Raw genomic sequence first — 13,546 nt, 5'->3', positions numbered from 1 at the left:
CCGCTTTTGGGCCGACGCTGACATGAACTTGTGAAACCGAGTGTTGAAAAGAAACGAACTAGTGTACTGCATCAATCAGACGTGACCTTTTCCGCGGAGGTCTCTTCGGGACAGCTTTGCGACTGCGGCTGAAACTGAGTGCCAAAAAAGGCGATCGATATGATCGGGTAAAAGTGACGCACTACACTAGAAGTCAGACGCGATATCCAACGCTTCGCACCGGCGGAGACGCCCGCCGACGCCCGCTGCCGGACGCCCCGCACGATGCAAACTGTCGCTCTAGCTCACCATGCGGCCCCGCCTGGAGCCAGCCGCCATCGCGGCTGCCGCCAAGCCGAGCAGCGCGATTCCTGCGGGCTCGGGCACCAGCGCCCCGGGGAGTTGGTAGCTGTCATAAATCTTCACGTCGGCGACCAGGCCGTTGTATCCGCCGCCGGAGCTGCGTTGACGACCGATCATCCACGATTGAGCCGTGGAGATCGCCCCGGCCGAATCGCCGGTGCCGACAATCACGCCGTCGACGAAAAGGTCGAACCGAGTCCCCTCCCTGGCGATCCCTACCATGTGCCAGGCGCCGTCGGTTACGTTCGCGGTAGTAGTGATATTGACGCCGCCGTTGTGGAACCAGAATAGATTCCCACTCGCATCGGTCTGCAGCCCTGCGCGACCCCCTTGGCCATTATTGTTGGAGAAAAGGTTCGAGTTGCCCGCAACGTTCGTAGAGTTCATCACGACCTGCAGCGAGAAGTCGCCCGTCGCCGGGATCGCGTCGAGGCTGTTCGTGAACACGCCGGAGATCCCGGCGTTCTCGCCAGGCACTTCGGTAAAGTTGTAAGCCGTTCCAAAGCCCGTCGGACCAGGGACATTAACCACCCCGAGCGCGGCCATATCCTTGCCGGCGTTGTAGCCGAACAATGTAGCGCCGGTGCTGTTTCCGGTGGAATCGATGATCCCGGCGTACGTGTTGTTTCCTGGGTCGGTGAGGTTCGCCTCGTCCAGAGCCCAGTGCCGGATCAGGGCCGCCTCGGCGCCAGCAGTCGCAACGCAGATTAGGGAAGACGCCACGAGGACTCCCCTCCCCAGTCGCGCACACGAAGACAGGTCGAATCGCATCACTAGCCCTCCAGTTCGAGTAGATAAGTAACAAGGTGCACTCAAGAGGCGTGGCGGCCGCAGCCGCTGCAACGCCCTACGCTATCTCGGCGCGTCGCCGGCGGATCGCTTCCGCCTACTCCGCGTCGTCTCGCTCAAGCCACTCGAGCTCCGCTCGGATGTCGTCGCCGAGCTCCAGTGAAAACTCCGACTTCACCGGGACCCGCTCCCCCGTGGCCTGCTGGTGGAACGCCAGCGTCTCTTCTTTCGAACGGCTGATGTGCTTGAGCATCCACTCTGCGGCCCGGTCGCCGTCCCCGTCCGCTAAGGCGGCCAGTATCTTCCTGTGGTGGCTACACGCCGCGTGCACTACCGCCGAATCGTGGCGTGTCCGCCGTATCCGAAACACTTGGGACACCACGCGTGTACTCTCCACCACTGACAAGATTCGGGTATTCGCGGCGGCGTGGACTATCAACATGTGGAACGCCAGGTCCGCGGCCAGGAACCGCCTCAGCATCTCGCCAGTTAGCTCCTCGCACTCGCCCGCGTCCACCTGGGCCGAGAGCCCGTCGATCGCTTTGCACAGCACCTCGAGCTGCTGGAGCTGCGTCGCGGAGACGCGGCTCGCCGCCTTGCGTGCGGCGTAAGGTTCGATCGCCTCGCGCAGCTCGTACACGTCTTCGATGTCTTGCAGGGAGATGGTTTTCACAATCGTCCCGTAGCGAGGCACCTGCTCCACAAGCCCCTCGGCGGCCAGCCGCCGAACCGCGTCCCCTACCGGAGTCCTGCTGATCCCCATCTCCGCAGCAAGCTTGTTCTCCGACAGCACCGTGCCGGCGGGGAGTTCTCCCGACACCAACCGACGGTGGAGATGACGATAGGCTTGAGATGTCAGATCGGCCGTCGCCATGAGCCACGCCTCGAAGAGATTTTCCGACAAAGGAGCTGGAATTCCAGTAGAATCCAATCTAGGTTGGCACAGTTCCGATGTCAACAACTTTAACGAAGAATTCGGAAAGTTCGGTCTTGAGGCCGGTCGCGCGGCGGATAAGCCGCGTCTCGGCTCGGCCACGCGCGGGCCACCCGCGTCTTTTCCAGCAATCGAGTAAGGTTCAATACACGTGGAAATAAACCCTCGATCTGGCCGCGCACGCCCTGGCCGCCCATGGGCGCAGGGGGCGCGGCTGCTTTGCCCTTTGGCGCTCGCGGCGAGCGTGAGCATGCCGGCTTTGCGGGCCGCTGCCGCGGACATCGCCCGCCCCAACATCGTGCTGATCCTCATGGACGACATGGGGTGGAAAGACGTGGGCTACGCCGCTGGCGAGCGGGCCGAGACCCCGAACATCGATCGGCTCCGCAACAGCTCGATGTGCTTCACCCGGGCCTACGCGTCCGCGGCGATCTGCTCCGCGTCGCGTGTTGGGTTGTTGACGGGGCAATCTCCGGCGCGCGCGCGGTTCGAGTTTGTCACCAAGTGGCCGCACGACCGCGTCTCGACGTCGTGGCCGCTCACGCCCCCGCCGTTCCCGGGCAACCTGCCGCTGGAAACAACAACGGTAGCGGAACTCCTGCAAGGCGCCGGATACCGCACCGCGATGGTGGGCAAATGGCACCTGAACCAGCACCACGTGCGGTACCTGGGCTGGAGCCCGACACACGGGCCGGCGCAGCAGGGGTTCGACGAGGCGATCGACGAGCAAGGCTCGCACCCCTACGCGGGGCCCCCCGCGGCTGGCGCCGAGTACGCCGCCGGCGAGTACCCGCGCGACCAACTCACGGAGGAGGCGGTCGGATACCTGCGACGCCAACGCAGCGGCGCCGAGCCGTTTTTCTTGTTCCTGTCGCACTACTACGTGCACGACCCGGTCCGCGTGTCCGCGGCGTGGATGATCGGCAAGCACCGAAAGAAGCTAGGCCCGGACGCCAGCGATGCGCACGTGCGCTACGCCGCGTTTGTCGAGCTTGCGGACCACTACGTGGGGCAAGTGCTCGACACGCTCGATGCGTGCGGGTTGTCCGACAACACGCTGGTGCTCCTCACGTCCGATAACGGAGGGCACCCAGATTTCTCCACGATGGCGCCGCTGCGCGGCTGCAAGTGGAACCTCTATGAAGGGGGCATCCGCGTGCCGATGCTGGTGCGTTGGCCGGGGGTAACCAAGCCCGGCGGGGTGTGCGACGCCCCGGTGATCAATTACGACCTGCTGCCGACGCTGTGTGAGATCGCGGATGCAGAGACCGACGACCGGACGCCGCTCGATGGCCGCAGCATCGTACCGCTGCTACGCGGAGAGTCTGGCGAAAGCTTCCACGAGCGTCCACTATACTGGCACTTCCCCTACTATGTCCCCGAGCAATGGGCCGACGGGCTGGTGCGTGGGATCGGCGTCGACACCAACAGCATGCGCACCGTGAACCCTCCGCACTCGGCGATCCGCGTCGGCGACACTAAGCTGCTGTACTTCTACGAGAATCAGAACACCGAGCTTTACAACCTGCGCGACGACCCGAGCGAGCAATCCGACTTGACCCCGCAACAACCAGAGCGTGCGCGTGCCATGAAGCAGACGCTGATGGACCACCTACACTCGGTGGGTGCGCGGCTTGCCCGGCCGAGCGGAGCCGACCGAGATCCGCCAAGCCGGTGAGCCGACCGGTCCGCGTCGCTGATAGCAATGGCTTCTGTCGAATGCCTTGCGATGTCCTCAATCAGGGCCCCAGGACGGTCTCCTGCTCGATGGACAACCCCTTCATGAGCCGATCGAGCGTTTGGGCGGCTCGATAGCCCATGCCGAACGCGTCGGGACACACGGTAGAAAGGGGCGGCAGAGCGACCTCCGATCCGTTCATTCAGATCAATCGCCGGCGCCCACAGCGACTTCACGACCCGAGCGAGTTCGGGGTAGGCCGCTTTCGAGATGACGCCATCGCCGGTGTAGGTCGCTAGCCACTTCGGCCCCCCAACGAAGTCGGCAGAGTCTTGATCCGTGCGGACCGGCGCCAGACTTGTCGGGCGGGATTTGGTGCCGTGATTCCCTCGGCCGGTCAGCCGAAGAGCGTGGCCGTTCCTGAACTCACTTCTGCGACGGACCTCGCGATGCTTGCCTCGCCGATTCTGCTCCGGCGGTGTATCACTCCAGGCCACTCAGATGAAGCATGGTGAGTGCAAAGGCGGTGTCATGCTGGGCTAGTTCCCCGACCGAACCATCCGCCCAGGTTGGGCCATCCTCGCCTGCTCACACGCGCGGAGGTGCAGCTCTCCGTCGTAGGAGTGCCGACTGGTCGCCTGAGCTCGACGGCGCCACACCCCGGGCGGCTACGGACTCGGCCGAACTGCAGGAGGTGTGGTTTCTGGAAGGACACCTCTGCGACTTGGCCCCGACTGCGGCTCGCACGGGTCCGCCCAGCGACTAATGGCTGGCAATGCCACATGCCGACGCGCGTGCCGCTGCGTGGATGCTCTCTCGCCCCCCAGCTCCCCCCAGCAGCCGCCAGACGCGATGCGTCGTTGGGCTGCCCAAGGGGCCGGCTGCTCCGCACGGCTTATCCCTAAACCCGCCAGAATCCGCCGCAGCTCCTATCGGACCGGGACCCCAGCTGAGCCACAATCAGGCACGTCTCCAGCCCCTTCTCCAAGAGCCCTCCCATGCCCCAGCTCCTACAACGCGTCAGACGCTTCCTCCTCTTCCGACCCAGCAGGCACGCTAGGCTGCTCGCCCGCATGGACGAGGTGCTGCTGCTGATCAACCAGACCGCGGAAGCGACCCGCCAAGAGTGCGACCGGTTCCTAGCAGACGCGACCGCCCAGGGGTCAGAGTAGGGGGCGACGCCCCGGGCGCCGCCGAGGATCTCGGGGGGGGGGCTCTACGCGGCGGAGGCGCCCGAAGGCCGTATCGCGTGATGAGGCCGGCTAACGCCATTCAACTGCGTCGCGACCAGGTACCACCAGTGAGCAATAGCAAGTACCACCAGTGTCCATTTCCAGGTACCACCGGTGACCCATATTCCAGAATCCAGAAGAGTGAGGCTTCTGGAGTTGCTGTCGCAACGAAGCCTCACCCACAGAAAAAATCGACGCCCGCAGCTCCCTTCCCTTGCTGCCGATCTGCGGTCGACCCACCAGCGATGCGGGCCGCGAGGCAGCAGTCTCCCTGAATGGGGCGTCGCTGACTGGACAGCGGGGGCCGACGATGGGACGTGCGCCCTGAGGGCGCTGCGCGCGCATAGGCGAGTTGGGGCGGCCTAGCGCCCTCCCAGCCCCACTAGGGCCCAACTGCGCCACAGAGGGCGCGTGGGGGCCCCTGATGGGGCTCTGGGGGCCGGGGGTGCGCCGGGCCACGCTCAGCGTGAGTGATTGCGGGCGCCAACTAGCCGCCCAACCCGCAACGACGCGGCTGCCGAATGGTGGCTTGCGGCAACCCTGCCCGCTGATGTGCCGCAGCTAGTCCTCCCCAGGCTGCTGCGGCGGTAGCTACCGTTCACGCCATGCACGCCTACCGTGCACGCCGCATACGCCGGGTCCTCTTATTAATAGTCTACTAGTTAGAAGTAGAGGGATAAGGCGTGTCTGGGGTACAGGAACTTGGCCGTTGGCGACCATGGAAAGAGCCTTGGGCCCAGATCCGTGTGGCCCTTGGTGGGAGACCCCTCGGGGGACCTACCCCTGCACGAGCGTCTTGACAGCCCACAGGGCCTCCGGCCGAGACCCGAGGGCGCAGGCCGCTTCCTTGCAAGTAAGATGGGACCCGCAGCGACCGCGGGCGACAGCTTGCCAAGGCCGGCCGCTTCCCTACACCAAGAAGGCGTCGACCTCCCAGATTGACGTCTGCAACGAACGACGGGCGTCTCTGCCAACGGCAAGGTGGTCGTCGGCTACAGCGCTAACCCAGCAGGCCAGGTTGAGGCTTGGCGGGCCGACCTGTCTGCGGTCCCAGAGCCGAGGGGCTTGGGCCTGTGCAGCGTGTTGGCTGGCGCCGCCGCCTTTGCCGCCCGGTGGCGTAGAATCCGTTCCTCGGCCAAGCAGTAGCCGCCTCCCCTGCGCAGCTGGCCAGAGGCGAGGCACGTCCGTCGCATACTACGTGCGGAGTCGGTCGAGAGGTCACGCACTACAAGGGGCTATCACTGACGGTCGAAGGTCGAGACGTAGAGGTGAGCCGTGATCCATGCGGGTGCTTCACGGGACCGACCGGAACCGTGAAGGCGCCTTGGTTGGGACGAGTGTTGCGGACACCTCTGTTGTCTGCGAGCCGCCCGTCCGGCCCCAGGCCAAGAGTTGATCTGTCCGCCGAGGAATCCGTAGAAGTCGTCAAAGCCTGCGTCCAACGGGATTCCCGTTTGCGCTACTTGCCGTCAGCGAAGGCTAGTAGACAGCGTCTCGACGGCGTCGCCAGGCTCACCGATAAAGCAGTTGTATTCAGCAGCGACGAACTTTTTTTCAGCCTGCGTACTCATGTAGGCGGATCGGCAGCGGACAGCGGCAAGGAGTTCTTTGCGCCGATCGATAACTTCGAGGTGCGACTGCTCGCATCTACCTCGCTGCCCGGCCACTACAACGGGGACTGGCGCGTCGATGCGGCCGACTACCCGACGTGGCGTGACGCGCTGGGGGATGCTCCGAACTTGGCCGGCGCTGGAGCCGATGGTGACGCCAATGAGGTGGTTGAGCAGCAGGCCCACGAGTTCTAGAAGCTCCGCCATGGGGATTCTCTCGCCGCGGTCGGCGGCGCCCCGGTTCCAGAATCGCCGGATTTGCGACTTGCCGCACTAGGGTTGGTGCTGCTTGGGACCCGGCGTTTGTTGGGCAGAGCCGGGCAGTATCTCGGCTTCCTTGAAGGTTTTCACAGTTTTCAGATGAATCCTTGAGGATTTCAGACGACCTGTAACTGCACGCCGCTCTTCTGCTCGGCCGGCGTCGGTTCCGAAGCTTGTCTGCGGTCTTTCATCTGGGAGTTGTCTAATGAAGTTGCTGTCCTGTGGTCTAGCTGCCGCTATCTGCGTGGTTGTGATGCGGCCCGTCCATGCGGCCCCGATCCTGGTTGAGGTCGATTTTTCTGGCGCCGGCGGCTCGGCGGTTGGCGTCATTGCGTCGTCCGACGCACAGTTCACCGTAGTTGACCCGGCAGTCACGTTCGGGGCCACGGCGTTCTCGGCGGTTGGGGGGGCGAGCGGAACTTCTACCTGGGTCTACGACGCCACCGGCGCCGCCGCGGCGAATCCCGATCTTCACACGGCATCGACTTTTGGGGCGCCTACTCGGTTCGATGTTGACCTAGCCTTTGCCGCCGCCGGAGCGACCTACACGATCACGAGCGTAGAGATCGATGTCCGTGCATCGAACAGCGCCGGAACCAATTGGGATTTCATGTACCGCAAGCCAGACAACACGACCGCGATCCTCCCCGGGGGCGCCATCACCGTGCAGTCGGGGGCGGACCCGATCACCACCTACTCGATTGACGTAACCTCCGAGAACCTGACCGCGACGGATTCCGCGACCGCGTGGAGCGCCAGCGGCACCGGCAAGCTTCGGTTGGGGTTCTACGAAGCGACCGCTTCGGGCAACGACAACTTTCAGGTCGACGCGATTCGATTCATCGGAACCTCCTCTTCTGCCGTTCCAGAGCCGACGGCTGCGTGCCTGCTGGGCTTGTCGCTGGCGGGGGCGGTGCTGGCGCGCCGCAGGTTGCGCTGAACAAGCGTCGGAAGGTTGGGGGCATCACTAGCGCCGCCGGCCCCCGGGGCAGTGGGGCCGGCGGCGCGGCCAGGCGGCAACTAGCGAGTCCGAGTTGCAGACCCGCTGCAACGCCAATGGGAGTCTTCACTCTGAAACCAGAACATTCAAAAAACCAAGGCCGCAAGGAGCACGAGTTTGCCGAGCGTTTGCAGCAAGTCCACGTCCGCCTCTACAGCTACATCCACATGATCGTTCAGGACATGGACGAAGCGGACGACGTGCTGCAGCAGACCAGCATCGTCTTGTGGCGCAAGTACGACGCGTTCGACGCCACGCGGGATTTTTTCGGTTGGGCCTGCGGCGTCGCCCGGCTCGAAGCGCGAAACTTCTTGCGGAAGCGCCGGACGCATCGGCTGGTGCTGAGCGATCAACTGGACGAGCTCATGGTCGCTTCGCTGCAACAAATGTCCGACGGCGATCGAGACGCTCGCCGCGAGGCGTTGGCGGGATGCGTCGCCAAGCTGTCGAAGATGGACCGCGGACTGTTGGAGCAGTGCTATTCCAAGAGCGTCGCCGTGCGGGACATCGCCCGGTCGCTCCAACGCAGCCCACAAAGCGTTCACAACTCGCTCAAGCGGGTCCGCGACCTGCTCCAAGATTGCATCAGGCGTTCGCTCTCGTTGGAGTCCTTTTAGCATGAGCCACGACCCACTCAATCACGACCCCGACCGTCTGTTGCTGCTGGCCGATCGGTTCCTGTCCGGAGAAGCTACCCCCCGCGAAGTCACCGATCTGGAGGCGCTGCTGCTGTCCGGGCCCGACGCACGCGCCGAGTTCATCGAGCGGGTGTGTGTCGATGAAGACATCCGTTTCGCGATGCGGGCGCGTCGGGCCAACAGCCGGTTGATTGGAGACCTGCTGAGCCTGCCGACAGCGTCCGTCGAGCGGGCGGAGCCGGTGGCCTGGGAAAGAGCCGCTGCGCGTGCGTCTCGCCCCTGGGTGTGGCTTGCAGCGCTTGCCGCGGCGCTAACGTTGGCGGTTTGGATCCCTCAATGGCGGGCGCCCTCTGAACGTGTCGCGGCCCAGATCGTGCGGGAGCATCCGCCAAAGGCGTCGCCGACTGCCTCCGAAGATCGGGCGGATGAGCCCCGTACGGTCGACACCATCGCGGTGCTCTACAACCACGACCACGCCGTGTGGAGCGACGGCCCTCAGGACCTAGCTCGTGGCACCACTTTCGGCGCCGGCGCCAAGATGAATCTGGCGTCCGGGTTGGCGGACGTGGCGTTTCGCAGCGGAGCCCAACTGGTGATCGAGGGCCCGGCCGAGCTCGAGCTGGTCTCCGACATGGAGGTGCTGCTGATCGCCGGCCGGCTGTCCGCCAAGGTTCCACCCGACGCGATCGGCTTTGCGGTGCGCACGGAGGAGGCCCGCATCCTCGACCTCGGGACGGAGTTCGGCGTGGTCGCCCGGCACGGCGGCGGCTGCGATGTGGTGGTCTTCGACGGCGAGGTGATCGTCGCCCCGCGTGGTCGACCGGGTCAGAATCAACGGCTGCTGGCCGGCGCCGCGCTGCGAGCCAGCGCTACGGAGCTGGTGCGGGCGGACAACGAGCTCAACCCCGACAGCTTCACGCGTCGGGTCGCGACCCAGGGCGCATCTCAGGGGGCGCGTCTTGTCGCCAACTTCCGCCGCGACTTCCGCTCCACCCAGCTCGACCAGCGGACCCCGGCCCCATCATGGCGCTTTCTGTGGAACGCGCGGGGACCGCTGGGTAATCCCGACCACTATCAAGACCTGCGCTGGAACGGCGAGTGGGGCTACACGACGGCCGGCTCGGGCCCGTTCCCGGCGCCCCCCCCGGCCAAGTCGCTGTGCCTCCGCGAGACCGGCGGTCACCCAGGCCCTGACGCGAAGACCGCCGAAGTCGATCGGTACGACCACGGGCCAGTCGCGGCATTCACGGTGCCCCAATCGGGCGACTACGCCATCGTCGATAGCTGGCTGAGCCGTCTGGACGATCGCCGCTTTGACGAGATTATCAGGGATAATGAGTTCGGCATCGACGTGGTGGTGCACGTGGATCACCACGACCCCGCGTTCAGCGGAACCGGCTACGACACGAACAACCTCGCATTCGACGTAGACCTGCCGGGCCTCGAATCGGGCGACACCATCTACGTCGCGATCGGGCCAAACAGTTCGAGCCGCTACGACTCGTTCGCTTGGAATTTTTCTATTGTCCAGCTAACCCCCGCCGAGTGAGCTAGCTTGCGGACACCATGTCCGTAACCTCTTCCACTTATCGATCCGGAGAACGTTGAGATGTCAATTTGTCGCCATAATCTGTTGTTGAGTGTTGGGATCGTTCTGCTCATTAGCCTCTCGCCGCGCTCGGCCTCTGCTGTCACGGTCGAGTGGGACGGAGGAGACGCCGGAAACCTGTTCTCGGCCAACGCCAACTGGGTCGATGAGGTAGCGGGCTTCACCGATGGCGATGACGTGGTGTTCGGCGCGCTGGCCACCGGGACCGCGACGCCCGATCTAGCCGCTACAGTGAACTCCATCACATTCACCGACGGCGCCGACGCCAACATCACGGTCAACGCAGCGAACCCGGCCTGGAAGCTGGGCGCCGGCGGAGTGACGGTCGGAGCAGACGCGGCGGGCACCCTGATGTTGGCCGGCCAGATGCAGCTGTTGTCGGCCTCGACCACGATGACCAACAACGCCACGGTCCGCTTTCAGTTGAACCAACGCATCGACGACAACGGCGGTAGCGAGCTAGTGCTGACCGGCGGCGGAGGCTTTGCGATGAACGGGGGCTCACCCCCTAACAGCGCTTTCTCCGGCGGGCTGACCATCGTTGACTCGTCGCTAGTGGTCAACGCGACGATCCCCACTGACGCTTCGTTCACGCGAGGCCCATTGGGCATTGGCGCCGTCACGCTGGGCACGCCTGGCTCGACTGCCGCGTCGGAGCTACGGCTTGCATCAGGAGCCGTCGCCCAGCGTATCGTGAAGAATGAGATCAATGTCACCTCTGGCGACGGCGCTCGCATCCTTCGCAGCTTCAATGTCAACGCATTCTACAACGGGCCGATAACCGGCGCTGGCGAGCTGACCTTCGCCGACGGGCTGCAGATCCTGAACAACACCAACCTAGACAGTACGTTTAATGGGCGTGCGATACTCAGCAACACGGCGTTGCAAGTGCGGGCAAACAAGGCCTTCGGGGACACCGCGACCATTGTGCAGTTGGGCAACGTGGCGGCGACCGCTACCGGCGTGCTCCGTCCGTTCCTCGACGTCGACGGAGGGGCGATTGTCATCGACAACCCGATCGAGTTCTATGCCGGCAACCTTGGCGTGCAGGGCGCCAGCACCATCGCCAGCTTCAGCGCAGACTTTAATGGTGATATCACCATCAAGTCGGCCGAGCAGGTGGATGTCATCGCTCAGATCAACACCGGCGTCGCTCAGGGAGCCACGCTCAACCTAGGGGGCGACATCAGCGGCGGCGACGCCGCCTCGGTGGTCCGTTTCGTCGGCGGTCAGCAGACCGGCGCCGCCGGATCGCTGCAGGCGGGCTCCTCGGCCGAGGTCAATCTCTCCGGCGCCAACACTTATCTCAACTCGACGCAGATCGATGGCGCACAGTTTCAAGGGAGCGACCTGCTGACCGTTAACCTGAGCGGCTCGTTGGACAACTCCAACATCACCATCACCGACAACGCGCTGATGAAGGGGACGGGCGGAACCCTGGCCTACAATATCAGCGGCTCAACCGCCGACCTCATCACGGTGGACGGCACGCTCGACATCACCGGCTTGACGCTCGATCTGAACATCGCGTCACCTTCGCAGTCCAGCTACGTCGTCGCAGACTTTGCTGGCGGCTCCCTGGTCGGCAACGCGTTCGCTAATGTGATCGACCTGCCGGTCGGCGCCAGCCTCTCCGTCTCTGGCACGCAGATTACGCTCGACGGACTGACCGTCAGCGCCGGCACTCCGGGCGACTATAATAACGACGGCGTGGTCGACGCGGCCGACTACACCGTGTGGCGGGACAACCTCAACACCAGCAACGCACTGCCGAACGACGGCGGCCTAGGTGCGCCGGTGACGTCCGCATACTACGACCAGTGGAAGAACAACTTTGGGCAGCCCGCCAGCGGGGCCATCGCTGCCGGGAGCGCTGTGCCGGAGCCGGGCACACTTGCCCTCGGGGTGCTGGTCTTCTTGGTTTGTTCGACGGCCGTGCGGCCGCACCGCGCCTAGCGTTCATCGCACGTTCAATCCTTTGGAGCTAGCAGAAATGAAACGGTATCTTGGCGCCTCGGTGCTGACGGTGCTTGGCGCAACCATCGCCGGATGCGGCGGGGGTGGGCTCCAGCGCTTCGACATCCAGGGCGAGGTCAAGCACAACGGAGCGCCGGTTCCTAGCGGCACGGTAATGCTGGGCCCGGACCACTCGTTGGGCAACAGCGGCCCGGCGACGATCGGCGTCATCCAAAACGGCAAGTTCAAGACGCCCAGCGGCAAGGGCGCCGTGGCCGGCCCGCACCGCGTGGTGGTGGACGGGTTCGATGGTTCGCCCCCCAGCGAGATGCGGCCTTTCGGCAAGCCCCTGTTCCCGACGTACGAGACGCAGATTGATATCAACGATTCCAACACGGAGCTTGTGATTGATGTCCCATAGCCACTTCCGGCCGACCCGGCGCTTGAGCGGCTTCACCCTGGTGGAGTTGCTGGTCGTCATTGCCATCATCGGTATCCTTGTGGCGCTGCTGCTGCCGGCGGTTCAGGCCGCACGCGAAGCCGCGCGGCGATCGCAGTGCGTGAATAACCTAAAACAGTTGACGCTGGCGACCCTGAACTACCACGACCGGGCCGAATCGTTCCCGTCGGGCTACGTTAACCGCGTGAAGGGATCCAACACGCAGGGAGAGGGTTGGGGCTGGGGGGCATTGATCTTGCCGGACATCGAACAGGCGCCGCTACACGATACGCTCGGCGTCACCTCCCGACTCATGGAGGTGGCTCGTAAGGACCCGACGACGCGGCCGATCTTCCTACAGGAGCTCCCCGCATTCCGTTGCCCGAGCGACACCGGCGAAGCGCTCATCGGCAAGCCGGGCAACCCCTGGCGGCGCACCGACATCGGCAAGGCGGGTCACGACGACCCGGCCGGCGCGGCCAATTACATTGCAGTCAGCGGCTGGCTCGACGCCGGAGCCGACCGTGACAACAACGGCATTTATTTCGCATCCAACGCCCCCAGGGTGTCGTTCCGCAAGCTGATCGACGGCTCGAGCAAGACGTTCGCCATCGGCGAACGTCACGGGCTCGACAATTGCAACTCCGGCTGGTGGGTCGGCACCATCAACCAGGGTGGCCGCTCGGCGGCGGGGCCGTCGATGTGCACCGGCCGCGTGAGTGAACCCCTCAACTTGTCGATCCCCTGCACCGACACCTCCTGCCCCATCACCGACGGGTGCGGCGAAGGCTTCGCCAGCCTGCACCCGGGCGGCGCCGTGTTCTCCTTCTGCGACGGTTCGGTCCACTTCATTACCGAAGACATCGACTACAGCGACGCCGGCGCGAACGACGGTTTCGACGGCAGCAGCAGCGGGATGACGATCGAGAACCCCGACATCATGACGCTCATCAATCCCTCGGAACTCGGGGTTTACCAACGCCTGGGCATCCGGAACGACGAGCAAGTCGTATCCGGTTACTGATTGCGCCGCCGAGCGCCCTCCGCATTTCCCACAC

Annotated in this window: 12 protein-coding genes; 9 read left to right on the top strand and 3 right to left on the bottom strand. The window is 64.6% G+C overall.

Annotated features, from left to right (window positions below; genetic code table 11):
- Nucleotides 1–279 precede the first annotated feature (279 nt).
- On the bottom strand, nucleotides 280–1,065 hold the full coding sequence (locus tag Pla175_RS21445; protein ID WP_197527049.1) for a LamG-like jellyroll fold domain-containing protein: 786 nt from the start codon (nucleotides 1,063–1,065) through the stop codon (nucleotides 280–282).
- Nucleotides 1,066–1,228: 163 nt separating this feature from the next.
- On the bottom strand, nucleotides 1,229–2,035 hold the full coding sequence (locus Pla175_RS21440; protein ID WP_197527048.1) for a GntR family transcriptional regulator: 807 nt from the start codon (nucleotides 2,033–2,035) through the stop codon (nucleotides 1,229–1,231).
- Between the two features lie 280 nt (nucleotides 2,036–2,315).
- Here Pla175_RS21440 and Pla175_RS21435 point away from each other — a divergent pair, with 280 nt between their 5' ends.
- On the top strand, nucleotides 2,316–3,743 hold the full coding sequence (locus tag Pla175_RS21435) for a sulfatase (protein ID WP_145290406.1): 1,428 nt from the start codon (nucleotides 2,316–2,318) through the stop codon (nucleotides 3,741–3,743).
- 61 nt (nucleotides 3,744–3,804) lie between these two features.
- Here Pla175_RS21435 and Pla175_RS26250 read toward each other — a convergent pair whose 3' ends face one another.
- Nucleotides 3,805–3,945 (bottom strand): hypothetical protein, encoded by a 141-nt coding sequence (locus Pla175_RS26250; protein WP_197527047.1) that lies wholly within the window; start codon nucleotides 3,943–3,945, stop codon nucleotides 3,805–3,807.
- Nucleotides 3,946–4,741: 796 nt separating this feature from the next.
- Between Pla175_RS26250 and Pla175_RS26245 the strand changes: the two genes are divergently transcribed.
- The 8 genes from Pla175_RS26245 to Pla175_RS21400 all read left to right on the top strand — a co-directional run bounded on the left by Pla175_RS26245 (nucleotide 4,742) and on the right by Pla175_RS21400 (nucleotide 13,512).
- Nucleotides 4,742–4,915 (top strand): hypothetical protein, encoded by a 174-nt coding sequence (locus tag Pla175_RS26245; RefSeq protein WP_197527046.1) that lies wholly within the window; start codon nucleotides 4,742–4,744, stop codon nucleotides 4,913–4,915.
- A 1,523-nt stretch (nucleotides 4,916–6,438) separates the two neighbouring features.
- Nucleotides 6,439–6,780 (top strand): hypothetical protein, encoded by a 342-nt coding sequence (locus Pla175_RS21430; protein ID WP_145290403.1) that lies wholly within the window; start codon nucleotides 6,439–6,441, stop codon nucleotides 6,778–6,780.
- A gap of 271 nt (nucleotides 6,781–7,051) precedes the next feature.
- The gene (locus tag Pla175_RS21425) at nucleotides 7,052–7,786 is read left to right on the top strand and encodes a PEP-CTERM sorting domain-containing protein (protein WP_145290400.1); all 735 of its coding nucleotides are present in this window, start codon (nucleotides 7,052–7,054) and stop codon (nucleotides 7,784–7,786) included.
- 116 nt (nucleotides 7,787–7,902) lie between these two features.
- Nucleotides 7,903–8,463, top strand: a complete 561-nt coding sequence (locus tag Pla175_RS21420; RefSeq protein ID WP_145290396.1) for a sigma-70 family RNA polymerase sigma factor — start codon at nucleotides 7,903–7,905, stop codon at nucleotides 8,461–8,463.
- A 1-nt stretch (nucleotide 8,464) separates the two neighbouring features.
- Entirely contained in the window at nucleotides 8,465–10,033 is a 1,569-nt protein-coding gene (locus tag Pla175_RS21415; protein ID WP_145290393.1) for a FecR domain-containing protein, read from the top strand.
- Between the two features lie 60 nt (nucleotides 10,034–10,093).
- Nucleotides 10,094–12,049, top strand: a complete 1,956-nt coding sequence (locus Pla175_RS21410) for a beta strand repeat-containing protein (protein ID WP_145290390.1) — start codon at nucleotides 10,094–10,096, stop codon at nucleotides 12,047–12,049.
- Nucleotides 12,050–12,086: 37 nt separating this feature from the next.
- On the top strand, nucleotides 12,087–12,470 hold the full coding sequence (locus Pla175_RS21405) for a hypothetical protein (protein ID WP_145290387.1): 384 nt from the start codon (nucleotides 12,087–12,089) through the stop codon (nucleotides 12,468–12,470).
- Nucleotides 12,460–13,512 carry a DUF1559 domain-containing protein gene (locus Pla175_RS21400; protein ID WP_145290384.1) on the top strand — a complete coding sequence of 351 codons (1,053 nt, stop codon included), beginning with the start codon at nucleotides 12,460–12,462 and terminating at the stop codon, nucleotides 13,510–13,512. Before Pla175_RS21405 ends, Pla175_RS21400 begins: the two co-directional genes overlap by 11 nt.
- The last annotated feature ends 34 nt before the right edge of the window (nucleotides 13,513–13,546 follow it).

The organism is Pirellulimonas nuda (assembly GCF_007750855.1).
GTDB classification, from domain to species: Bacteria; Planctomycetota; Planctomycetia; order Pirellulales; family Lacipirellulaceae; genus Pirellulimonas; species Pirellulimonas nuda.
The sequence above is the reverse complement of the archived record's forward strand: the minus strand, read 5'-3'. Positions and strand labels throughout refer to the sequence as shown.

Excerpts from the sequence above, each read along its gene's own strand:
- Pla175_RS26250 (WP_197527047.1), bottom strand. The coding sequence starts at position 3,945 with ATGAACGGATCGGAGGTCGCTCTGCCGCCCCTTTCTACCGTGTGTCCC.
- Pla175_RS26245 (WP_197527046.1), top strand. The coding sequence starts at position 4,742 with ATGCCCCAGCTCCTACAACGCGTCAGACGCTTCCTCCTCTTCCGACCC.
- Pla175_RS21400 (WP_145290384.1), top strand. The coding sequence starts at position 12,460 with ATGTCCCATAGCCACTTCCGGCCGACCCGGCGCTTGAGCGGCTTCACC.
- Pla175_RS21415 (WP_145290393.1), top strand. The coding sequence starts at position 8,465 with ATGAGCCACGACCCACTCAATCACGACCCCGACCGTCTGTTGCTGCTG.
- Pla175_RS21435 (WP_145290406.1), top strand. The coding sequence starts at position 2,316 with ATGCCGGCTTTGCGGGCCGCTGCCGCGGACATCGCCCGCCCCAACATC.
- Pla175_RS21410 (WP_145290390.1), top strand. The coding sequence starts at position 10,094 with ATGTCAATTTGTCGCCATAATCTGTTGTTGAGTGTTGGGATCGTTCTG.
- Pla175_RS21405 (WP_145290387.1), top strand. The coding sequence starts at position 12,087 with ATGAAACGGTATCTTGGCGCCTCGGTGCTGACGGTGCTTGGCGCAACC.
- Pla175_RS21420 (WP_145290396.1), top strand. The coding sequence starts at position 7,903 with ATGGGAGTCTTCACTCTGAAACCAGAACATTCAAAAAACCAAGGCCGC.
- Pla175_RS21425 (WP_145290400.1), top strand. The coding sequence starts at position 7,052 with ATGAAGTTGCTGTCCTGTGGTCTAGCTGCCGCTATCTGCGTGGTTGTG.